This window comes from Fredinandcohnia quinoae (assembly GCF_022427965.1).
Lineage (GTDB): Bacteria > Bacillota > Bacilli > Bacillales > Bacillaceae_L > Ferdinandcohnia > Ferdinandcohnia quinoae.
This window is the reverse complement of sequence record NZ_JAKTTI010000009.1, coordinates 46739-70264: the sequence shown is the minus strand read 5'-3', so window position 1 is coordinate 70264 and position 23526 is coordinate 46739. Positions and strand designations below refer to the sequence as shown.

At 37.3% G+C, this 23526-nt stretch carries 22 protein-coding genes, 1 riboswitch and 1 other annotated feature (1 of these 24 running past the window's edge); of the genes, 16 read left to right on the top strand and 6 right to left on the bottom strand.

The features are described 5' to 3' along the window. Positions 1-214, bottom strand: a binding site (T-box leader) (it extends 25 nt beyond the left edge of the window). A 78-nt stretch (positions 215-292) separates the two neighbouring features. The 5 genes from MJG50_RS08130 to MJG50_RS08110 all read right to left on the bottom strand — a co-directional run bounded on the left by MJG50_RS08130 (position 293) and on the right by MJG50_RS08110 (position 5107). Then, positions 293-973: an ABC transporter permease gene (locus MJG50_RS08130; RefSeq protein WP_240254506.1), complete on the bottom strand. Its 681-nt coding sequence runs from the start codon at positions 971-973 to the stop codon at positions 293-295. Further along, positions 963-1886, bottom strand: coding sequence for an ATP-binding cassette domain-containing protein (locus tag MJG50_RS08125; RefSeq protein ID WP_240254504.1), 924 nt, complete (start codon positions 1884-1886; stop codon positions 963-965). The genes MJG50_RS08130 and MJG50_RS08125 overlap by 11 nt, the downstream gene beginning before the upstream one ends. A 126-nt stretch (positions 1887-2012) precedes the next feature. Further along, complete coding sequence (locus tag MJG50_RS08120) at positions 2013-2948, bottom strand: sensor histidine kinase (protein ID WP_240254502.1); 936 nt, start codon at positions 2946-2948, stop codon at positions 2013-2015. 3 nt (positions 2949-2951) lie between these two features. Then, entirely contained in the window at positions 2952-3647 is a 696-nt protein-coding gene (locus MJG50_RS08115; RefSeq protein ID WP_275695543.1) for a response regulator transcription factor, read from the bottom strand. A 167-nt stretch (positions 3648-3814) separates the two neighbouring features. Continuing rightward, the gene (locus MJG50_RS08110) at positions 3815-5107 is read right to left on the bottom strand and encodes a DUF5068 domain-containing protein (protein WP_240254498.1); all 1293 of its coding nucleotides are present in this window, start codon (positions 5105-5107) and stop codon (positions 3815-3817) included. A gap of 360 nt (positions 5108-5467) precedes the next feature. Between MJG50_RS08110 and MJG50_RS08105 the strand changes: the two genes are divergently transcribed. From MJG50_RS08105 to MJG50_RS08090, 4 genes are all read left to right on the top strand, one after another. Beyond that, positions 5468-6547 (top strand): diguanylate cyclase, encoded by a 1080-nt coding sequence (locus MJG50_RS08105; protein WP_240254496.1) that lies wholly within the window; start codon positions 5468-5470, stop codon positions 6545-6547. Between the two features lie 127 nt (positions 6548-6674). Beyond that, a complete protein-coding gene (locus MJG50_RS08100; RefSeq protein ID WP_240254494.1) occupies positions 6675-7775 on the top strand; it encodes a winged helix DNA-binding domain-containing protein in 1101 nt (366 codons plus the stop codon). A 65-nt stretch (positions 7776-7840) separates the two neighbouring features. Then, the gene (locus MJG50_RS08095) at positions 7841-8344 is read left to right on the top strand and encodes a DinB family protein (RefSeq protein ID WP_240254492.1); all 504 of its coding nucleotides are present in this window, start codon (positions 7841-7843) and stop codon (positions 8342-8344) included. A 61-nt stretch (positions 8345-8405) separates the two neighbouring features. Next, entirely contained in the window at positions 8406-9197 is a 792-nt protein-coding gene (locus MJG50_RS08090; protein ID WP_240254490.1) for an HAD-IIA family hydrolase, read from the top strand. 71 nt (positions 9198-9268) lie between these two features. On the opposite strand, the gene MJG50_RS08085 is transcribed toward MJG50_RS08090, so the two are convergent. Beyond that, positions 9269-9457 carry a hypothetical protein gene (locus tag MJG50_RS08085; protein WP_240254613.1) on the bottom strand — a complete coding sequence of 63 codons (189 nt, stop codon included), beginning with the start codon at positions 9455-9457 and terminating at the stop codon, positions 9269-9271. Positions 9458-9726: 269 nt separating this feature from the next. Next, positions 9727-9915: riboswitch (cobalamin riboswitch) on the top strand. Positions 9916-10084: 169 nt separating this feature from the next. Here MJG50_RS08085 and MJG50_RS08080 point away from each other — a divergent pair. The 12 genes from MJG50_RS08080 (at position 10085) to MJG50_RS08025 (ending at position 23227) form a co-directional block, all read left to right on the top strand. Continuing rightward, positions 10085-11074: an ABC transporter substrate-binding protein gene (locus MJG50_RS08080; RefSeq protein WP_240254481.1), complete on the top strand. Its 990-nt coding sequence runs from the start codon at positions 10085-10087 to the stop codon at positions 11072-11074. Then, positions 11071-12105 (top strand): FecCD family ABC transporter permease, encoded by a 1035-nt coding sequence (locus tag MJG50_RS08075; protein WP_240254479.1) that lies wholly within the window; start codon positions 11071-11073, stop codon positions 12103-12105. Before MJG50_RS08080 ends, MJG50_RS08075 begins: the two co-directional genes overlap by 4 nt. Before the next feature lie 7 nt (positions 12106-12112). Continuing rightward, positions 12113-12928, top strand: coding sequence for a heme ABC transporter ATP-binding protein (locus MJG50_RS08070; RefSeq protein WP_240254477.1), 816 nt, complete (start codon positions 12113-12115; stop codon positions 12926-12928). Positions 12929-12950: 22 nt separating this feature from the next. Next, positions 12951-13499 (top strand): cob(I)yrinic acid a,c-diamide adenosyltransferase, encoded by a 549-nt coding sequence (locus tag MJG50_RS08065; RefSeq protein WP_240254474.1) that lies wholly within the window; start codon positions 12951-12953, stop codon positions 13497-13499. A gap of 215 nt (positions 13500-13714) precedes the next feature. Continuing rightward, positions 13715-14545, top strand: coding sequence for a cobalamin-binding protein (locus tag MJG50_RS08060; RefSeq protein WP_240254472.1), 831 nt, complete (start codon positions 13715-13717; stop codon positions 14543-14545). Further along, positions 14524-15897, top strand: a complete 1374-nt coding sequence (locus tag MJG50_RS08055; protein WP_240254470.1) for a cobyrinic acid a,c-diamide synthase CobB — start codon at positions 14524-14526, stop codon at positions 15895-15897. The genes MJG50_RS08060 and MJG50_RS08055 overlap by 22 nt, the downstream gene beginning before the upstream one ends. A 409-nt stretch (positions 15898-16306) precedes the next feature. Then, on the top strand, positions 16307-17176 hold the full coding sequence (locus MJG50_RS08050; protein WP_240254463.1) for a DUF2167 domain-containing protein: 870 nt from the start codon (positions 16307-16309) through the stop codon (positions 17174-17176). 458 nt (positions 17177-17634) lie between these two features. Then, a complete protein-coding gene (locus MJG50_RS08045) occupies positions 17635-19377 on the top strand; it encodes an ABC transporter ATP-binding protein (RefSeq protein WP_240254462.1) in 1743 nt (580 codons plus the stop codon). Continuing rightward, complete coding sequence (locus MJG50_RS08040) at positions 19374-21110, top strand: ABC transporter ATP-binding protein (RefSeq protein ID WP_240254456.1); 1737 nt, start codon at positions 19374-19376, stop codon at positions 21108-21110. Before MJG50_RS08045 ends, MJG50_RS08040 begins: the two co-directional genes overlap by 4 nt. A gap of 137 nt (positions 21111-21247) precedes the next feature. Further along, complete coding sequence (locus MJG50_RS08035; protein WP_240254454.1) at positions 21248-22003, top strand: SDR family NAD(P)-dependent oxidoreductase; 756 nt, start codon at positions 21248-21250, stop codon at positions 22001-22003. Positions 22004-22030: 27 nt separating this feature from the next. After that, a complete protein-coding gene (locus MJG50_RS08030) occupies positions 22031-22480 on the top strand; it encodes a MarR family winged helix-turn-helix transcriptional regulator (RefSeq protein WP_240254452.1) in 450 nt (149 codons plus the stop codon). Between the two features lie 12 nt (positions 22481-22492). Then, complete coding sequence (locus tag MJG50_RS08025; protein ID WP_240254450.1) at positions 22493-23227, top strand: glucose 1-dehydrogenase; 735 nt, start codon at positions 22493-22495, stop codon at positions 23225-23227. The last annotated feature ends 299 nt before the right edge of the window (positions 23228-23526 follow it).

Sequence of the window (23526 nt, the reverse complement as noted above, 5' to 3'; positions counted from 1 at the left end):
CCACCCTAATTCTATTGATCCGATCAATAGCACTTAGCAACGTACAATCATACGTGTTCCTTTTAACGGTAGACGCCCGGATAGACTTACTAATGACTTCAGCCTACCTTCTCAGAGGGGATTTTCACGTATCACTCGAACACTGACTTGCACCAAAATGTCAGCTCTCTGTGGATCCAGACGAAACGTTACTTTTTCTCATCAACGAATTTGTGTGCTTTTATTGGGGGTAATTGTAACAAATATAAAGATTAGTGTCAATCAAATTCAAGGAAAGGTAGTTTGTTTCATACTATATCTCTCCGACTCTTTCAGCAGTTTTTACAGAAAGGAATAGGCTAAAAGCTCCTAATATACATAAGATTGCGATGAGGAGCTTGCTATCTAAATGAAAGACTGAGGAGAAGTTCGGTAGATTCATTACAGTTATTGCACAAATTACAGTTGGAATCGTCCCCCGTCTCCAAATTGCAAAGTAGAAGAGCGGGATGAAGCTGATCAATATGACAATTAATGATCCGGTAAACATACCACCAAGATAACTTGCAATATGCGATAAGGTCAGTGGGAATTGAATAATTGGAAATGCAAGGTTAAGCAAATAGGTTGTCACTCCAGTCAATAGAAAGGATGCGATTGTTGTAAGAAAGATAAAACGTGAAATAAATAATATTTTAGCTACAAACAATTTTTGTCGGCTAATGGGGTAACTAAATGAAAGAGAGATGGTTTTATTTTTATATTCATCTATAAAAACCTGACTGATCAGCGATGCTCCAAACAAGACAAGCCCTCTTTGTATAGATTGGATGAGCTCAAACATGGCATCGAAGCTCTTCCCAAAGTCAGCACTCACCATTTTTATGAAAAATAAAGGCATTACCATAAGAATAATCAAGTAAATGACTACCTCACCAAATATCGATTTTTGTTTTAATTTTTTCCATTCTAATGAAATTAATTTATTCAACACTATCACCTCCATTAATTTGCTCATAAAAATAGTCTTCCAATGAACCCGTATGTTTTTTGATTTCCTCGATACCTATATCATGTAGAACTAACATCTTCGAAATATCATTTTGTGATTGTGACAAATCGTAAATACGAATTCTGTTGCCGTGAATGATTTTTATATTGGAAATATGAAGTTCATTTTCAAGCAAGTATACCGTTTTCTGAGGGACTGTTGTCACAAGCTCGATATAATCCGTTCGTTTTTTACGAATATCTGCTAATGCTACTTCGTTCAATAGCTTTCCATTTTTAATAACACCAATCCTGTCTACAACCTGTTCCATTTCTCCTAGAATATGACTTGAAAGAAGAAAAGTAATCCTGTATTCCTTATTAAGCATCCGGATTAAATCCCGAATGTCCTTAATTCCTATTGGATCTAGTCCATTGATTGGTTCATCTAAAATAATCAGTTCAGGCTTCGTAATAATCGCCCTAGCAATCCCCAATCGCTGCTTCATTCCAAGTGAAAAATCTTTCACGATGTCATCCTCAACCCCTATTAAGTGAACCAAATCCAATGCGTCTTTTATGGCTTTATCATCATAAAACCCTACATATTCACAATGAAGCTTTAGATTTTCCATGGCTGTTAAATGCTCAAAAAAGATTGGATATTCAATAATACTGCCAACCCGTTTCAAGCTGGACTTTGCTTGTTGTGTAAGCCTATTGCCGAACAGGGAAATTTCACCTGAAGTTGGACTGGTTAATCCTGTTAGCATTTTCATGATGGTTGTTTTCCCAGCACCATTTTGTCCGAGTAAACCATATATTTCGCCTCTTTGTATATGAAGATTGACATCCGCAACAAGTGTCTTTCCTTTTACTATTTTTGTTAATTGATTGGTTCGAACTATATATTCCATCTCCAAACCTCCTTTATAGCTCTATCATAAACAGTGAAAGTATCTTTTTTCTTTCTCATTTCTTACATGTTTCTTACGTTGATGAAGAAAAAGAGCTGTTCTTACTGAACACCTCTTTTCGAAGGATTAATATGTTATTTGTTTGAACCTACAAATGAAGCTCGTTCTTTCGAAGGGCTCGCTGCTTAGGTGAATAGATCCCTTCATTTGTTCAATCAAACGCTTTGAAATACTTAAACCAAGACCACTTCCCTGAAACATGGGATTTCTAGCATCATCTAATGTAAACAATCTTTCAAAGACTCGATCTTGATGTATTTCAGCAATTCCTTTTCCTTTATCCCAAATCTCGACTGAAACAGTACCTATATTCTCTTGGAGCTTTAATCCAAATACACCTCCATCACTTCCATAACGAATGGCATTCGATATTAGATTACTTAGTACTCTATTTAATGCTTGTTCATTACCGAAGATGTAAGAATCCTGCTCAGGAATATCAATCTCTACTTGAAGACCTTTCGATTGAAGTAAATCATAAAAATCTAAAACAGTCTTTCGACAAATCTCATTTAGTGAGAGTTTACTTAGTGGAATATGATAATCTTCAGATTCTATTTTAACAAGGTCAAAAAATTGATTCAGTAAGGCGATTAAACTCATTACTTTTTCATGAAGGCGGAGAGTGACCATTTCCTTTTCCTTAGCAGTTAATTTTTCATCAAGTTTTAATTTTTCAACATAGCCTAAAATAACGGTAAGTGGTGTTTTTAAGTCGTGTGACATATTAGATATCAATTTTTGTAAGCTATTCTTCGTTTTGGCATAATCTGCAAATGTTTTTTGATTATAGTCTAATAGACGGTTGATTTGAATGAGTAGATTCTGAATTGCATGCTGATCTGTTCGGAATAGTACTTTTTCAGCTGATTCTTGTGTAATAATAGTTGAAATTACTTCACTTATTTCATGAAGATTGCGATGTAAGTTCCTACGGGAATAATACTGGATTCCATTCAAAATCAATAAAACAGCTGATAGGATAGTAAGTAAAATAATCATGAGCTATATACCTAATTTATATCCAATTCCCCATACGGTTTGGATATACTGTGGGTTGGACGGGTCCTTTTCAATTTTTTCTCGGAGCCTTCTAATATGAACATTTATTACATTTTCATTCCCGTAATAATCATCTTCCCAAATAAAATGATAAATTTGCTCCTTTGTAAATACCCTGCTTTGATTGGTCATGAATAATTTCAAAATATGGAATTCCTTAGATGTCAGTTGAATATGATTACCCCTAACCTGGACAGAGAAGGAATGCAAATCAAGGGACAAATCTTTTATTTGAATGGTAGTAGAAGTGGATTGATTCTCTGTTGTAATATATTGAGTTGCCCTTCGGATAGCGGCATGAACCCTAGCTGTAAGTTCAATCATTGAAAAAGGCTTGCTAATATAATCATCCGCACCAAAACCAAGACCTAACGCTTTATCCACGTCACTACCTTTTGCTGAAATAATTAAGATAGGAAGTACATTTTTTTCCCTAATTTGTTTTAAAAATTCCATACCACTTAACTTAGGCAGCATGAGATCAAGTAGGATTAAATCAGGTTCTTCCTTATTAAATAAAGAGACAGCTTCCTCACCATCAAATGCGGTAAGAACTTTGAAATTCTCGTGTTCCAAGTGATCGGCTATCAACTTGCTTATTTCCTTGTCATCTTCAACTAATAATATTCGTTTTTTCAATGCAACATCCCTCCAGATGTTCAAGACATACATATTTCCTTACCTTCGACATTTTTATTACTATTTCCTTCTACAGCTTCAGATTATAGGGCAAGAAATTTTCTTCATCCAACTGAAAAATGCCTTTCCTCAAATAAAGAACGAGGAAAAGGCATAGGTTCTAATACTTATTTTAATTTGAAAGTTACTGTCTTCCCTTTTGAAATGTCTTTTGCTTCTTGGTCTTTCATAGGACCGATTTCAATCTCAAATGATTTGTTTTTCCAAATTTTAATATACTGTTCTTTGTCTAAAACATAGATTTGTAACAGCTCACCTGATTTTCCAGGTTCAATCAAATCACTATATTTATAATTAAGTAACATTCCTTCACTGCGCATATATTGCGCTCCGTCATTAACAGTTAGCTTAGAACTGATCGAACTTTGAGAAATGGCTGCGGACTCTTTATTATCGATATTAAATTTCACAGTTAATAGAACGATTCCATTTTTGAACGCATCAAAACGTGGTGCTTCTATTTCATTTGGTATGAATTCAGTGAATTGGTAACCATCCAAAGTAATCGTAGCATTCCCTAATTTTTCACTTTTTCCAATTCCATTTTTCTCTTCTATCATTTTTTTATCGCCCATATCATCAGTGGTTGCCTTGTCCTGATAAAACTTTTTATTTCCTTCAACCCGATTCTCACCCTCTTTATTCAAGCCAAGTGTGAATTGGCCTTCCTTGCCAAAGGAAGATGAGTAATCATCCTTTTTGGATTGAGGCTTAGGAACTTCTACTGATGCAGTTGATACATTAAGTACTTCCTGTAAATGATCTTCACCAAATGGATATGTATAATAGCCAGTTATTGATTCTCCAGCTTTAATTAAGTATTCATTAGAATAACCAAGCTTTGTTGGGAGCTGATCTTCTTCTGGCAAAAGATCTTTATAATTATCGTAAGCTTTCTGTGCACCTGTAAAATTCAGATAAAAGAAAGGCGTATAATATGCATCTTTATCAGTCTCATTAGTGACAGTGTATTTGGCGATGATGACACCACCATTGGTTTGATCGTTGAATGGGATCATAAAGTCAGTATGAAAGTCTTTTAGTTCAAGGAGCTTATATGATTCTAATGTAACAGAAATACCCTCCATCTCATGTTTCTGAGGTTCATCATTTTCATATAGTATTTTAGAAGTTCCCTCTGTTTCTTCTTCCATATAACTTATTAACTCGGAATAGTCACTTGAAACTTCATTTTCTTGTGTGCTGCCTTCTTCCTTTCCTTCTTTTACATCTTTATTTTCATTTTCATTTTCATCTTTTTTAGGCTTTTCTGCAATAGCTGTTTCCTTTGATTCCTTTGAATCCTCATCCTTAGATACTTGCTTATCACCACCGCACCCGGTTATGACTACTGCAGCTATCAGCATCGTGATGAGCAAGGATAAAAGTTTTTTTGCCATAATTCTTAACAACCTCCAATTAAAATTATCCTCTAAGACTACTACAATATGGTAATTCTACAAGGGTATAAGGTGCTAATATTGACAGAATACCGCTCATGAGAAGGAGGTTAAAACCTATTTGAAAATAATAAATTTGAACTAGAAAATTAACAAAAGGAAAATTAGGCTTGGTAATCAAAAATAAAAAAGTGATAAAAGTCACAAATAGGTGTATGTCTTTAGGTGGAAATGGAGTGGAGTTTTTCATCGTCACTCCTTGTAATTAAAATAGAGCAATCGGTTAAAGTAAGTGTAGTTGGAAGTAAATGGCGGTGTAAATCAATATGACAGTATGGTATGTTTCTAAAGGTGATAAAAATGATAATCAAGGAGTTTTTTACTAATTTAGCTATTCTCGTCTCAGTTTTATTCTTCTATTCTCAAGTTTCAAGCAAATATCCTTTGAATACTATATCTTCTATAAAGCTAAAGATTCTTTACGGGGTATTGGGTGGTCTTTTAAGCAACATTCTAATGCACTATAGTATTGATGTTGATAATACGCTTATAGATTTAAGACATATTCCTACAATTCTACTTGCGTACTTTGGAGGAGCGATCCCAGCTCTAATTTCAATGGTTTTTACGATTATCGGTAGATTCTTTGTTGCGAATGGTTTAGCTTCCTATTTTGCCATCATTATTAGTGTGTCTGGAACATTATTTGCGATCTATTTTTCAAAACTCAATTATTCTAAAAAAGCAAAAGTTAGTACGATTTTAACATTCAATAACTTGGTATTTACGCTTGTATTTAGTTATCTTGTACAAGATTTTATGTTAGTTTTAAAAGTAATGCCGATCTATTGGTTTGTTTCCTATATTTCTGCCTTTTTAGCATTTTATGTAATAAGATATATCCGTAATAGCCAAAGGCTTTTCAATAAATACCAAGTGGATGCAGTAACAGACAGCTTAACAGGTTTGAACAATGTGAGAAAATTTAAAGAAGTGTTTAATCAGTTAATTAATGATTTAAAAACAAATGAGCAGAAGTTATCTGTACTATATCTAGATATAGACTTTTTTAAGCGGGTAAATGATACATATGGTCATGCTGAAGGTGATGTTGCACTAAAAGAACTGGGTGCTAGACTTCAAAAAAGCACGAGAAATTTTGATATAGTTAGCCGCAATGGTGGAGAAGAATTTACTGTATTACTTTTAGATTGCCCCTTGCTCAGGGCAGTTGAAATAGCCGAAAGAATAAGAAGAAATGTTGAAAAGGATCCTATTACATTGAATTCAGGAAAAGATATCAAACTCACCATTTCTATAGGTGTGGCTTGTTATCAAGAAACAACAAATGACCCCAATATGCTTATAGATGATGCCGATAAAGCCCTCTATCAAGCTAAACACTCAGGGCGTAACAAGGTTTGCATTGCCAACCAATAATCAAGGGGACGGTTCTCTTGGTTCGTTCTATATTTATAGAAACGAGCCAGAAGAACCGTCCCTTCGCTATTACCCCGATATATGATATTGTTAAAATGTGTTAATGACAATTGAAGGAGGGAAATCAATGGTGAATAATGATATAGGTTATCAAAGACTGTTCAATCAGCGTATTGAAGGAAGAAAATTTGAGAGGCCTGAAGATGTGGTAAGATGGATGGGCGCAATTCAGGCACAGAGTTATAATCAGTCATTGTGGGCGATTGGCATACGCATGAATTCTCCGAATGTGTCGGTTATCGAAAATGCTATCGCCAATGGGAAGATTGTTAGGGTCTCGCTCATACGGGGTACTATTCATTTTGTGCCACCGGAAGATGCAAGATGGATGCTTAATCTTTCAGCACCACGCATACTTCCTAAGGTTCAGCGGGAATTCGAGAAATATGAAATCGATCAAATAATCGTGGATCGATGCATGGAATTATTTTCAAATGCTTTGAAAGGCGGAAATCGATTAACTCGTTTGGAAATGATGAAACTACTCGAGGATGCTGGAATTAATACTAAGAATCAACGAGGCTATCATATCCTATTATATGCTTCTCAAATCGGTCTAATTTGCTTTGGACCTAAGCAAGACAAAGAGCAAACATTTGTATTGCTGGATGAGTGGATATCCCATTCAGACGTATTAACCCGGGAAGAGTCAATTGCAAAGCTAGCTATGAAATATTTTATCAGTCATGGTCCTGCGACCATTCACGATTTTGCTTGGTGGTCCGGTTTAACTGTTAAAGATGCGAAGATGGGGCTAGGTGCAATAAATTCCATGCTTTCATCAGAGAATATAATGGGTAAGGAATATTGGGCGGAAAGATTGAATAATCATATAGCCTATAATAGTCCTAATAGCTATTTGCTTCCGGGTTATGATGAATTTATACTTGGCTATAAAGACCGTAGTGATGTACTTGCAGATGAACATGCATCCAAAATTGTACCTGGCAATAATGGTGTATTTCAACCGACTATTGTAATCAATGGACAAATTGCTGGTACTTGGAAACCAATCACTAATAAAGGCACTATCGACCTCACATACATTCCCTTCTCACAATACGGTGTTTCAGAAAAGAGTATTATTGAATCAGCAAATTGGTACAGTAAATTTATTGGTTTACCGTTGTCATCAACAACCATTCAGGAAGATCATGAACCTACATAAATCATTCTACATAATTAGCAAAATACTCACTTTTAACAAATAAATGTAATAGGAGGAGATTTAACATGCAGCATCCAGCATTAAAAATGTTAGACTACCACGTATGGGCAAATAAAGTGATAATTGACCGTTTAAAAGAGTTGCCAGAGGAGATTTATCATAAGGATATACAGAGTGGGTTTTCATCTGTATCAAAGGTGTTGTCTCATATTTATTTTGTAGATTGTAGCTGGTTGGATATTATTTCTGGTAAAAGCATGAATGAAGCATTTGATACGGTGAATCAGTTAAGAGAAAAAGTAGAATTAACAAGTATTATAGAAATAGAAGAGTTATTTTTGGAACTATCAGGTCGTTACAACAATTTTCTATCTAGCTTAGATGATATTGATAAGATAATTATAGTTGATAATCCATATGCTGGGCTCCTAGAAACTACAATCTCCGAATCAATCTTACATGTCGTTACTCATGGATCATATCATCGTGGAAATATCGCGACAATGCTGCGGCAAATGGGTCACACATCCGTTATGCAAGATTATGGACTGTACCTGTATTCAAAGTAAATACTTACTATACTAAGAAACCCGCAATAGTGGGTTTTAATATTATTAAGGAGATAAAAGGTTGATAAAGGACATTGAAGGCTTTCTTATTGATATAGACGGTACAATTTTTAGGGGAGATGAGTTGATTCCTGGTGCTGTAGAATCTATCAACTTTCTTAAAGCACTTAACAAACGGGTTACTTATGTAAGCAATCGTGGGAATATTACAAGAAGGACATGCTACGATAGATTAAAGGCAGTAGGGGTAGACGTCCTAGAAGAAGAAATCCTTTTATCTTCGACTGTTATGGCATATTTTTTAAAAGAACATTATCCATTAAGCTATGTTTGGACATTAGGGGATAGCGGATTAAAAGAAGAGTTAGTATATCACGGTGTAAAAATATCAGAAACACCCGAGAAAGCTGACTTTCTTATTATTACTCTTTGTGAAACCTTAACGTATCATGACCTGAATCAGGCCTTTCAAGCTGTTCAACATGGTGCGAGAATACTTGCTACCAATGCGGATAAAACATTTCCTAATGGGAAGGAAAAAGCCATAGACGTTGCTGGAATGATTGGTGCTATTGAGGCAGCAAGCGGTCGGAAAACAGAAGTAGTAATAGGGAAACCTTCTTGGTTTATGGTTAATAAAGCACTTGCTCAATTAGATGTACCTGCAGAGAAGTGCATGGTTATTGGGGATAGTCTGGAGTCTGATATTTTAATGGGGAATATGCACTCAATGAAAACGATGTTGGTCCTGACAGGGAATACGCAAAGAAAGCATCTAGAATCAATACCGAAAAGGCTTGAACCAGATTACATAGTTGATTCCATATACAGTATCGTCAAGGTCACTCTTTAAAAAATAAGCTGTAGAGATGGAAAATACATTTCTACAGCTAAGAGAGACAAATGTCAGTAACGAGTTATGCTTTAATTGACCTTTACTTTTTTCTTCTCAAACAAAAGGGTGTGGGCATTTTCGATTTTTTCCTCAACATAGTCAAGTGAATAATTGCCGGAAGGGTCTGATAAATCACCAACAGCTCGTGATAGGTTATCGATAACAACCGTTAATACTTCAGTTGGCTTTCGTTCCTTTTTTGCATTCATTTCATCCATAATTTCATAGGCAAGTCTTTGAATTCTTCGTTGACGCAATTCAGTGGAATTTCTCAATGATCAAATCCTCCTCCTTAATGAACATCACTAATGAGAATATATGAGAATAATCTAGATATTTGACAACTTTTTTGTGGGACAAGGGATGATTTTTAAATTGGATAATTAGATAAGAAGGCTCTTTGTAATTGTGACACTTTTAAGAATTTACTTCTAATTACAAAATATTGTTGCTATAATATTTGTTGAGAATATTGCTTGACCAATTGAATCTTATATAGCTTGTAGGTGCCTTGTCATTGGACAAGGTTAAAAGGGAAGCCGGTGCAAATCCGGCGCGGTCCCGCCACTGTTATTCGGGGATAACCTTGCAATACCACTGTTCCTTAAAGGAATGGGAAGGAAAGGAAATCGCTTTACCCGTAAGCCAGGAAACCTGCCTATTAAGCTTGCCAACGAAATCCTTCGCGGAAAAGGATCGGCTTAATCGGACTATTTATTTGTTCTAATCTGATTTTTGCGCGCCTTGTTTCCAAAATGGAAGCAAGGTTTTTTTCGTTGATCGTATGGAAGATTTCTAGTTATCAAGCCTATCTCGAACCATAATCGAAGGGAAGAGGACAGGTAATGAAAAGAATTTTAGCATGTATATTGATTGCGTTGATGGCATTTGCTGTAAGTGCATGCAGTCAAGAGGACAACAAAGTTAATAGTAGTAAAGTTGAGAATGAAACACCGAAAACGGAGAGTGCTACAAATTCGAATGACAAGGCTACCGAATATCCGCTAGTTGTGAAGGATGCAACAGGTACTGAGTTAACATTTGAAAAAGCACCAGAACGTATTGTTTCAACATCCCCATCAGAGACAGAGATTCTGTTTGCTCTCGGTCTTGGTGACAAAATTTACGGTGTATCAGATTTTGATAATTATCCAGAAGAGGCCTTGTCGAAGCCGAAGGTAGGAGGGGTTACGAAGCCTAATGAGGAAGCAATTATTGCAGCAAATCCAGATCTAGTCGTTGGTGGAATATCAATGAAGGAAGATATTGCAGAAAAGTTTCGTTCATTAGATTTTAAATTATATAAAACTGAGCCAAAAAAGGTTGATGATATTTTAAATAATATTATTCAACTAGGGATTATTACAGATACTCAGAAAAAGGCAGAAGAACTTGTAGCGCAATTGAAAGAGGACATTCGTGTCGTAACAGAGGCAGCAGCAACCATTAAAGAGGAAGACAAGAAGACAGTCTATATTGAATTTTCTCCTGGCTGGACCGTTGGTAAGGGAGAATTCATGGATGAACTGATTACGATGGCTGGAGGTATTAATATTGCTTCTGATACGGAAGGCTGGAATGCGATTAACGAAGAAAAGGTGATTCAGGATAACCCAGATGTAATCTTGTATACTGCTGATCTCGTTGATGATAAGACTGGTAAGCCTCTTGAGGAATTAATTACATCTAGAAATGGTTGGGAGAAGATAACAGCTATTAAGGAAGGACATGTGACTCCAATCATCGGTGATCTAATAAACCGACCGGGTCCACGAATTACTGATGGACTTAAACAAATTGCGGAAGCGATATATCCGGAATTGTATAAGAAATGAAGCGGAGATTAGCATTATGGGGGGGAGCAGGTCTTGTTCTCCTTCTTCTTTCAATAATTGTAAGTGTATCACTTGGTTCAGCAAAAATACCACTTTCACATGTATGGGGGATTTTTTTACATCAATTACCCTTTTTTGAAGGTGGACATGTTAATTGGGTTGAATCAACAGAACAAATCATTTTAAAAGTTCGCTTGCCGCGTGTCTTTCTAGCCATACTTGTTGGAGCTTGTTTATCATTAGCAGGTGCTGGCTTCCAAGGGGTTTTGAGAAACCCATTAGCTGACCCATACACATTAGGAGTGGCATCAGGGTCATCGGTTGGAGCAGCTTTTATTATTTTATTCGGGTTTCATACTTATCTATTTGGCATATGGACAATTCCAATTGTTGCTTTTATAACAGGGCTGATAAGCTTAATGGTTGTTCTTAGGCTAGCCAATGTCCATGGGAAGTATAAATTAGAAACGATTATTTTATCGGGGGTAGTAGTATCTGCATTTCTTGGATCTATCGTCTCCTTCATGGTGTCAATGTCTGACCAGGTTATTAATGAGATTGTGTTTTGGTTGATGGGGAGTTTAGCATTAAGGGGTTGGTCGTACACCTTTGTGTTATTGCCTTATTTTTTTATTGGATTGATAGTATTGCTGTCATATGGAAGGGCATTGAATTTATTTGCTTTAGGAGAGCGACAGGCTGCCCATTTAGGTGTCAATATCGAACGAACCAGGTTAATTGTATTGATTGTGTCTACGCTAATCACTGCAGCTGCCGTATCAATTGTTGGAACGATAGGTTTTGTTGGTCTTGTTGTCCCTCATTTGGTTCGGCTTATGGTAGGGCCTGATTACCGAATATTGTTGCCTTTGACAGCTATTTTTGGTGCCATATACGTTCTTTGGGCGGATACAATTGCTCGGACATTACTAAGCCCGACGGAAATCCCACTTGGAGTTGTAACGGCGTTTCTTGGAGCACCATTTTTTGCATATTTGCTTCGTAGAAATAAACAAATGACGAGAGGATGAGGCTCGGATGCTGATTGAAGTGGAAATGCTAAATAAACAATTTGGTGATCAAAGGGTCCTAGAGGATGTTAGCTTTTCCGTTCGGCAGGGGGAATGTTTGGGCATAATCGGACCGAACGGAAGTGGCAAGTCTACATTGCTAAAACTGTTATCAGGGGTTGAATCTCTGTCAACTGGGAGAATTGAATTAGCTGGAACATTGATTGAACAGCATTCACGTAAAGAATTGGCCAAATGGTTGGCGGTTTTACAACAGGAATCTCTGCCACCAATAGGTTTTACTGTTCGTGAGGTTATAGAGATGGGCCGATTTCCATTCCAGAATTGGCTTGGGGAAGAAAAAGAAGAATTTGAACCGCTGATCGAATCAATTTTAAAAAAAATGGGCTTAACCCATTTAAGTGATCGTCATCTTGATCATTTAAGTGGGGGTGAACGTCAGCGGGTTGCCCTGGGAAAGACGATGGCTCAACAGCCAAGATTACTAATGCTCGATGAACCGACTACATATCTCGACATTGGCCATCAGGTGCATCTTATGGATCAGATTCGGGAGTGGCAGTTGGAAGATGGGTTAACTGTAATTGCCGTTATGCATGACTTGAATTTAGCAGCATTGTATTGTGATAGATTGTTAATGTTGAATAAAGGAAGAGTAGTGGAGATTGGAACACCAGAGGAGATTATCCGAGCTAGTTTGATTGAACGAGTATATGGTATTGCACCAGTTGTGATGGAACATCCGAACTTTGGAATGCCACAGATTATATTACAGGGACATAGTATAGGGCTGCATAATGATTCAGTTAAGAAGATTCTTTGAAGAGGAAAGGGAGGAAGTAGGAATGAATAAGCCAAGTAAGGAACGTGGATTGACACTTGTCTATACGGGAGATGGTAAGGGAAAAACAACAGCATCGATTGGTCTTGCAGTAAGAGCGTTCGGTCGTGGTAAGCGAGTATTAATGATCCAGTTTATTAAATCTCCTGAGCGGACCTATGGAGAGAAATTGGTATTTGATAAGTTAGGTATTGAAATGGTACAAAAGGGAATTGGTTTTACCTGGACAAAGACTCCGGATGAGCATCGTGCTGCACTTAGTGAAGCGTGGTCATTTACGAAAGAGCGGGTGATGGCTGGGGAGCACGATTTGGTTATTCTTGATGAAATCAATAATGCATTAGCAATTGATCAGTTTCCGATTGATGATGTGTTACCACTTCATGAGGTACTTGATCTTATTGAAAATCGCCCATATGGAATGCATCTCGTCTTTACCGGGAGAAATGCAAATCCTAAAGTTGTTGAAGCAGCAGACCTTGTTTCGGAGGTAAGTGTACACAAACATTATTATGATGAAGGTATACCGGCTGTGATGGGGATTGAACTCTAACTTTATTCAGCAGAAGTCTCCCACTTCTATAAGTGTTGAGATGAATGCAAATCAGATTCCAAATCAGTTGGGGTTCAAACCCCGACTGAATAAAGTTAAAGCCTCCGGCGGATGCCTCAGATTTTTAAAGGAAGCTTTTCGAGCAAGCTCGAAAAAATCTGGGCACAAATACGCCAAGGCGTATTTGATTTTTTGGAGAGGGGAGTTAACTATTGATGAGAATTGTATCGTTATGCCCAAGTAATACCGAACTTCTTGGATTTATGGGATTAACAAAATATCTCGTGGGTGTTGATAATTATTCGGACTGGCCATTAGAAATTAATGCTTTACCAAGACTTGGCTCTGATTTGGATATTGATATGGATGCTGTTGAAGCTCTTCATCCAGACTTGGTGGTTGCTTCGTTATCAGTACCAGGTATGGAAAAGAACATCACTAATCTGGAGGAGCGAGGTTTGCCATTTATCACACTTAATCCGAAGAGTCTTACTGATGTAGGAAATAATATCTTAACGGTCGGAGAAGCATTAGGTCAGAATGACATCGCACAGGCCGCATACCGTAAATACAACAGTTTATTGGAAGAATCTCGTAGGTTTGCGTGCAAAGTCGTAGATAGGCCAAAGCTCTATTGGGAATGGTGGCCTAAACCAGTTTTTACGCCAGGTGGTACGAATTGGTTAACAGAGGTTAGTAATATAGCAGGTGGACAGAATGTGTTTGCAGATGACGAAAGGGCAAGTGTCAAAACGGACTGGGAAGATGTACGAAAAAGAGAACCTGAGTATATTTTAATGGCATGGGTTGGTGTGAAGGAGAAACAGATCAAACCGAAATTGCTCTTGCAACGTCCAAGTTGGCCTGAGATGAATGCGATCAAGAATAACCAAGTTTGGGTGATGGAAGAATCACTATATTGCAGACCATCACCTCGATTGCTAATTGGTATTCAAAAATTAGGTGCAATGCTCCATCCAACTCTATTCCCAACTTATGATGCTAAGAAAGCTGAGGAATGGCTATGTCAATTAGACGAATTATAGTTGCAGGTACAGGCAGTGGTGTAGGCAAGACTACTGTTGCAATTGGATTAATGGCAGCATACAAAGAGCTAGGTTACCAAGTACAAGGGTTTAAATGTGGCCCTGATTATATTGATCCAACGTATCAAACTGCAGTTACAGGGAGAATATCACGAAACCTAGATAGCTGGATGTGTGAGGCTTCCGTGATGAAGGAAATCTTTGTGCGGGGAGGTCAAGGCGCTGATATTGCAATCATAGAAGGAGTAATGGGCTTATTTGATGGTAAGGATCCATTATCTGATGTAGGTAGTGCAGCGGAAATAGCCAAAATTACAAATAGCCCAGTCTTGCTCGTCGTTGATTGTGGTGGAACAGCACGAAGCGCAGCAGCAATTGTAAAAGGATTCCAAACCTTTTCCAAGGATGTAAGGCTCTGTGGTATTGTTGCGAATCGTGTTGGCAGTGAAGGTCACTTTCAGTTGATTCGTCAGGCCGTAGAGGCAGAATGTGGAATTCCAGTTGTTGGTTATTTACTACAGGATACTCAGTTAATCATGCCAGAGCGGCATCTTGGACTTATTCCTTCTATTGAGCGTGGAGAACTACAGCCCTTGTTTGAATTACTTTCTGATACGATTCAACAAAGCTTTGATTTAGCTTTGCTTTATCATATCATGGGCTCTGAAGTGATTGATTGTCCAAATATTCTCTTTCAAACCCCAAAGTCAAAAAGCAAAGTAAGGATTGCAATCGCGAAGGATGAAGCATTTCATTTTTACTATCAAGAGAATTTGGAGCTTTTAGAGTATTATGGAGCGGAGCTAGTGTTTTTCTCACCACTTCAGGGAGAAAAGATACCTTCTGAAATACATGGTTTATATATTGGTGGTGGATTTCCTGAAGAGTTCGCGGGGGTCTTATCGGCACAGAAAGAAGTGCTAAGGTCAGTTGAACAGGCAATCCAGGATGGTATTCCTACACTTGCTGAGTGTGGTGGGTTTATGTTTCTGTCAGAATCCATTGAAACGATTGGTGGAGATGTATACCCAATGGTAGGAATTGTTCCTGGTAGGGTGAAGATGATGTCAAAACTTGCAGCAATCGGTTATCGAGAAGTAACAGGAACATCGAATAACTTCTTAATCAGACCAAATGATCATGTAAGAGGTCATGAATTCCACTATTCAACCTTTATCCCTTCGGAAGAGTTAACCCCATCATATGTTTCGAGTGGACGGCAAGGGACGAAGGAGGAAGGCTTTGCAAAGAATAATCTTGTTGCGGGGTATACTCACATTCATTTTGGTTCCTCGCCAAAAACGGCAAAACGCTGGGTAGAACAGTGTGAGTCATATAAGAAAAACTCGTAGTTATAGAAAAAAGACGATTTTTCCGCTTCGTGGAGCAGAAGAATCGTCTTTTTATTTCTTTTCCAGCCCTTATAGTATGAATCGAAGTGATTTTGAATATAGGAAATAGTCCTACATCCATTGTCGTGTATAACATGGATTAACCGGTGTTGTAGCATGTTAAAAGAATAAGAGAATGCTGATACTGTCGTGCCATGGGTAAAAAGGATGATATGCATGAATTGTCGAATTTTTGGACTTTAGCAATTGTAAAAATTATGTAGTAATACCCATTTTATTGTAATAATAGTATGATAAAATCATAAATAGTTAATTTTGGAAAATAGGGAGGCTTAGAGAGGACTTACTTTTTAAATAGGACTTATAATTTTTATTAAATGTACGAGAGTATCGGGAGGAAATTTTCATAATGAAGAGATTACTAGTAATGGTGTTTGTATTATGTATGATGTTTAGTACAACAGTAACTGCGGTAGACGACTACAATTGGATTGAAGGGGGGCAACCTGTTGATCTAGGAGGCATTGCCACTGTTGATCTTGACCCGGAGTTTGTCTTTCTTGACGGAGAAAATACAAAGAGAATGAGTCAGGATTATGGGGAGACTGTTACAGGACTTGAGGTAGGCAGCATATTCCCAATGGATGAAAATGCAACATGGAGAGTATATTTTGACTATGAAGAATCTGGTCACATTAAGAATGCGAAAAAGGAAAAAATAGATGCGAAAGCACTGTTAAAGAGCTATAAAGAAGGTACCGAGGAAGCGAATAAGGAACGTCAGCCTGGCGATCGCTTCTATGTAAAAGACTGGGACATCAAGCCCTTCTTTGAAGATGAAACATATAATCTAACTTGGTCCATATTGCTCGAAGATGAGAACAAGGAAACATTCCTAAATTATAATACGAGGATTTTGACACGTGAAGGGAATATCTCAATTGTCCTTATAACCGATCCACAGAATAGAGATGCACATAGAAAGCTGCTTGAAGAAAAAATACTTTCAAAGTTCAAAGTGAATGATGGAAAAAGATACGAGGACTTCGACAAGTCTACTGATAAAGTTTCTGAGTATGGACTATCTGCCCTTATTTTAGGTGGAGCTGGTCTAGCTGTAGCGAAAAAAGCTGGCTTACTTGCTACTATTCTTGTATTTGGAAAGAAATTCGGGGTAATAATAGTTGCGGCAATAGCTGGATTATGGGGCTTAATTCGAAAAAAGAAAAAGGATAATCAAGCATCTGAGCAAGACGATTCAATTAATCAACAAAAATAGCACGAGACGAGGGGATGTTCCTACTGCTTCAAGAAGCAGTAGAAATGCCCCTTGTTTTTTTAAAAGAAATACTTGTCTGATAGTTGACAATTATCTAAGAAAAGTGGTAATCTTCAAGAACACTAACAAATTTTGGGGAAGGAGGTATGGGCAATGCGGGATTTACTTATGAACGATTTAACTTCTAATTTCATACATTGTCCTTACCTTTAATCTGTAAATTTGTAGATTTCGGATGAGATGAAGAGGTATTGGTCTGACTTTTATACCTTTTCCAGAGATGTATGCTCTTTTTAGGGTATGCATCTTTTTGTCTTTTTTGGAATCCTTTAGTGAGATGATTAAGAAGGAGTAGATGATGATGAGGAACAATCAAAGGAAAATGATTTTCAAAAAGGAATTGCTAGATAGTGGGTAGCTCTGATTTCAATCCGAAAGAGAGAAAGAGGGTTTGATAGATGTTTGATGTATTAGGAAAATTAGGTTGGTTTTTTAAACAGTATTGGAAGCAATATACAATAGCCGTTGTCCTGTTAATGTTTGCCAGTATACTGGAGGTAATTCCTCCATACTTACTTGGAAATATCATTGACGTATTAACTTCAGGTGAAATAACGAAGGAAATATTAGGTCAATATATTCTTATATTTCTTGGGATTATTGTTTTTGGGTATATTTTAAATTTTTATTGGCAGTATCGTTTATTTGAAGGAGCCATTAATTTAGAAAGGATGATGCGTCGTAAGCTTATGCAGCACTTTTTAAAAATGACGCCTACCTTTTATGAAAAAAATCGCACAGGCGACTTAATGGCACGTGCGACAAATGATTTGAATTCAGTCTCATTAACTGCTGGATTTGGAATTATGACCCTAATTGATTCAACTTTATTTATGGGTGCAATTATTTTTGCAATGGGCTACATGATTTCGTGGAAATTAACGTTTTTTGCAATGCTGCCAGTGCCGATTATGGCTATTCTGATTCAATATCTTGGTAAGATTGTCCATGAACGATATATGAAAGCACAGGATTCCTTTGGGGATTTGAATGATAATGTACTGGAATCTGTCGCAGGTGTTCGCGTTATTCGTGCATATGTCCAAGAGAAAAAGGATGAACAGAAATTTGCGGACATGAGTGAAGATGTGTACCAAAAAAATATGCATACCGTTAAGATCAATGCATTATTCGGACCAATTACAAAGGTTGGTACCGGGATTAGCTATGTGGTGGCACTAGGCTATGGAGCGATTCTCGTATCGAATGGTGAAATGACGGTTGGTCAGCTCGTTACATTTAACGTTTATTTAGGGCTTGCAGTATGGCCAATTTTTGCGATTGGTGAGTTAATCAATGTTATGCAGCAGGGGAATGCATCGCTTGACCGTGTACAAGAGACACTTACGTATAAAGCAGATGTTGAAAATTCGGAAAAAACAGTTGCCGTTTCTACACCGACTGCAATTGGTTTTAATGACTTGATGTTTCAATACCCAACAAGTCAGGTGAAAAATTTACAGCAAATTTCGTTGTTATTGAAAAAAGGAGAAACTCTTGGCATTGTAGGGAAAACAGGAGCGGGAAAAACAACCTTTTTAAGACAATTACTACGTGAATACCCACTTGAAGAGGGACAATTGCACATTGATGGAATCGATATCGCTTCACAAACGAAAGAACAAATTCTTGATTGGATTGGCTATGTTCCACAGGATCATGTATTGTTCTCGCGTACGATTCGTGAAAATATCTTATTTGGGAAAGAAGATGCAACTGATAATGAATTACTAGAAGCGATTCGCCTCGCATCTTTTAACAAGGATTTGGAGAACTTACCGATGGGACTTGAAACACTTGTTGGGGAAAAAGGGGTTTCATTATCAGGTGGTCAAAAGCAGCGTGTATCAATTGCACGTGCACTAATTAAAAATCCAGAAATCTTAATCCTTGATGATTCACTTTCAGCAGTAGATGCAAAAACAGAGGCTAGAATCATCAGAAATATTCAAAATGAACGAGCGGGTAAGACGACAATTATTACAACTCATCGTTTATCAGGTGTGCAGCATGCTAATCAAATTATTGTGCTAGACGAGGGACAAATTACTGAACAAGGAACACATGAAGAATTACTTCGACAAAATGGTTGGTATAAAGAGCAATTTGACCGTCAACAGCTAGAAGGAGGCGTGTCATGAGTACGAGTAAACGATTAACAAAATATGCGATGTATTTTAAGAGACCCATTTTCCTTGGATTATTTTTCTTAACAGTAGCGGTATTTACAGAGCTTGCTGGCCCATTCATTGCAAAGCATATTATCGATGAATATATGGTTATAGGGAAAATAGAAATAAAACCAATTGCTTGGTTGTTATGTTTATTTTTGATCTTAGCAATTGCAACCGCGATTTTACGTTATTTCATGTATATTTATTTGCAGGTGGGAGCAAACCGCGTCGTACAAAAATTACGTCAAGATGTATTTGCTCATATTCAAACGTTGCCGATCCAATATTTTGATCATCTGCCAGCAGGTAAAGTTGTCGCACGTGTTACGAATGATACAGAAGCATTGCGGAATTTATATGTACAGGTGCTTGCTAATTTTGCAACAAGCTTTATTTCGATTGCGGGCGTATATATCGCATTGTTTATTTTAAATTGGAAAATGGCGATGATTGCCTTAGTAATGATTCCAATCGTGTATCTATGGATGATTGTATATCGAAAATTTGCAGCACAATACAATCAAGTCATTCGTACAAAAATTGCCGACCTTAATGCGATGATTAATGAATCGATTCAAGGGATGACAATTATTCAAGCTTTTCGACGTGAGAAGCAAATGACGAAGGAATTTGATGAGATGAATGAGACTCATTATGCATATGGGCGAAAATTATTGTTTCTAGATTCGGCGACTTCATTTAACTTAGTCAATACATTACGTTTGATTATGTTTACCATATTCATTATTTACTTTGGGACACAATCGTTAAACGCAGTGGAAATTGTGTCAGCGGGTACACTATATGCCTTCGTTGATTATTTAACAAAATTGTTCAATCCGATTACGAATGTGGTTAACCAGTTTTCGCAGCTCGAGCGTTCACTCGTTGCAGGCAAGCGTGTATTTGAAGTGTTAGATACACCTGGTGAGAAAGTTTCAGAGGAAACTATGCCGAGATATGAGGGAAATGTTGAATTTGAAGATGTCTCATTTGCGTATAAAGATGATGAATATGTGTTGAAACATTTATTCTTCAAAGCAAATCGTGGAGAAACAGTTGCGCTTGTCGGACATACGGGATCTGGAAAAAGCTCGATTATGAATTTACTATTCCGATTCTATGACCCATCAAAAGGGAAAATTTATATTGACGGTGTAGACATTACCTCTGTCCCTAGACAGACAATGCGTCAACATATGGGAATTGTATTACAGGATCCATATTTATTTACGGGAACAATTGCTTCAAATGTCAGCTTAAATGATCCGAAAATCACAAGAGAAAAGGTTGAGGAATCGCTAAGAGCGGTTGGTGCAGACCGTGTACTAGGTCATCTTGAAAAAGGAATTGATGAGCCTGTTGTTGAAAAAGGGAGCACGCTTTCATCTGGACAGAGACAGCTTATTTCATTTGCGCGCGCTCTAGCATTTGACCCAGCGATTTTAATTTTGGATGAAGCAACATCAAATATTGATACAGAGACAGAAGAAATTATCCAGCATGCGATGGATGTATTAAAGAAAGGCCGGACAACATTTATCATTGCCCACCGTCTTTCAACGATTAAAAACGCAGATCGCATCCTAGTCCTAGATCGTGGTGTCATTAAAGAACAAGGCACACATGACGAATTATTAGCCCAAGGCGGTATTTATGAACAAATGTACCAAATGCAGGCGAAGTCACTAAGCGTATAGTAGTAAGTGAACGAAAGAACCATCGAAAAATATTTCGGTGGTTTTTTGTTGTGCAATTTACTATTAAAAAAATTAGTTTAGTGGTAAACTATATTCGAATAGTTTAGTGTTAAACTAATTGCGAGGAGATGGCAGACGTGGGAAAATTACAAGACAAAGTAGTCATTATTACTGGTGGTGCCGGTGGAATCGGTAGTGGTATGGCGAAGGCAATGGTTAAAGAAGGAGCAATTGTTGCAATTGTCGACCTTAACGAAGAAACTGGTAAAGCAATGGAGAAAGAATTGCAAGCGATTTCTCCAAAATCTATGTTTCTTCAGGCTAACCTAATGGATCGCGAAAATCTTGGACAAATTATCAAAACAGTTGTTGAAAAATACGGTAAACTAGATGTATTAGTAAATAATGCACATGCTTCAAAACAAGTAACAATTGAAGACACAACACAAGCTGATTTAGATTTATCATTTGGAACAGGATTCTATCCAACATTCTATTTAATGCAAGCTGCACTTCCATATTTAAAAGAAACAAAAGGAAATGTAATTAATTTTGCTTCTGGGGCTGGTCTTGCTGGTCATGAAACACAAGGTGCTTATGCTGCTGCGAAAGAAGCGATTCGTGGGATCTCACGTGTGGCTGCAAATGAATGGGGCAGATTCGGAATTAATGTAAATTTAATTAGTCCAATTGCTTATTCACCTGGTGTTGAAGCATGGTCAAAAGCACAACCTGAATATTATGAAGCAGTTAGAAGTAAAATTCCAATGGGACGTTTTGGTGATGTAGAACAAGATATCGGCCGTGTGGCAGTATTCCTAGCTTCTGAAGATTCCCAATATATTACTGGTCAAACGATCATGGTTGATGGTGGTTCAATAATGCTTCACTAATACTCTCGAGTTATGGAGAGGATTTATATGAAACAAACGAGTATTTTTAAACTTATTCATGCGATTGAACAAATGAATAATGAGAACATTATCAGATTCACAAAAGCTTTCCAATATCCACTTGGGATATCACCGATTTTAGTATTGAGTGAACTACGGATTAAGGGCCCTCAAAAGCAGGTAGAACTAGCAGAGATGATAGGCTATACGAAGGGCGCTATGACGAATATTGCCACAAAGTTAGTTAATCTGGGGCTCGCTGAAAGACTTTATGATGAAAATGACCGAAGAACAATCCGGTTAAAAATCACATCAGCTGGAGAAAAGGCATTAAAAGATGCTCATGAAATTGGTAAAGAAATGTTTATGGAGCACTTCGAAGTCTTAAGTGATGAAGAACTAAAGCAATATTTAATGATCCAGGAAAAATTAGTACGGGGTATACAAGACAGAAAAAATCAAAATGGTACAAACTAGGAGGAAATAACAATGAGTAGATTAGCTGGAAAAGTAGCAATCGTTACAGGTGGAGCACGTGGAATGGGAGCTTCTCACGTTCGATTATTTGTTAAGGAAGGCGCAAAGGTTATGATTGCTGATATCCTTGAACAAGAAGGACAAGCATTAGCTACTGAGCTAGGAGAAAATGCTAAATTCTTAAAACTTGATGTAACGAAGGAAGATAATTGGAAAGAAGTAATTGCTGAAACTGAAAAAGCATTTGGTCCTGTAAGTGTATTAGTCAATAATGCAGGTATCACAATGAATAAACCAATTGAGGAAACAACGGAAGCGGAATATAGAAGAATTATTGATATTAACCAAGTGTCAGTATTCCTTGGCATGAAGTCCGTAATTCCATCAATGAAAAAGGCTGAGGGTGGCTCAATCGTTAACATCTCATCTATTAATGGTCTTGTTGGTGGTGCAATTGGATATACTGATTCAAAATTCGCTGTACGTGGGATGACAAAAGCAGGTGCACTTGGATTGGCTCATTATGGTATTCGTGTAAATTCAGTTCACCCAGGTGTAATTGAAACTCCAATGTTATTACAAGGCGATGCAAAAGATGCAATTAAAGAATTTGCAAAATTCATCCCTAATAAGAGAGTAGCAAAACCAGAAGAGGTTTCAAACCTTGTATTATACCTTGCTTCAGATGAGTCAAGCTACAGTACTGGTTCTGAGTTCGTAGTTGATGGCGGGATAACTGCACAATAATTTTTCATTAATCGACATAGAAAATTACTTTGATCAAGAAGTTCCTGAAAATGGGACTTCTCTTTTTTTAACCAAAAAGATTGACTCTATTGTAGCTATAGGGTTTATATTGGTTCTTATAAGTTTTTTATAAGTCCGTGTTCAAAAAGGAGGATAAAAAGGACCGAGAAGTTCGAGGCGGCGAAGCTTTGAGCAGCGGAACGTATGTAGTTAATACGTGAGCAGCGGAAAAGCAAGCCAACGAAGAAATTCGATGTGTCATTTTTACCGGACTTTTTGACATCCTCTAAAAGAAGGAG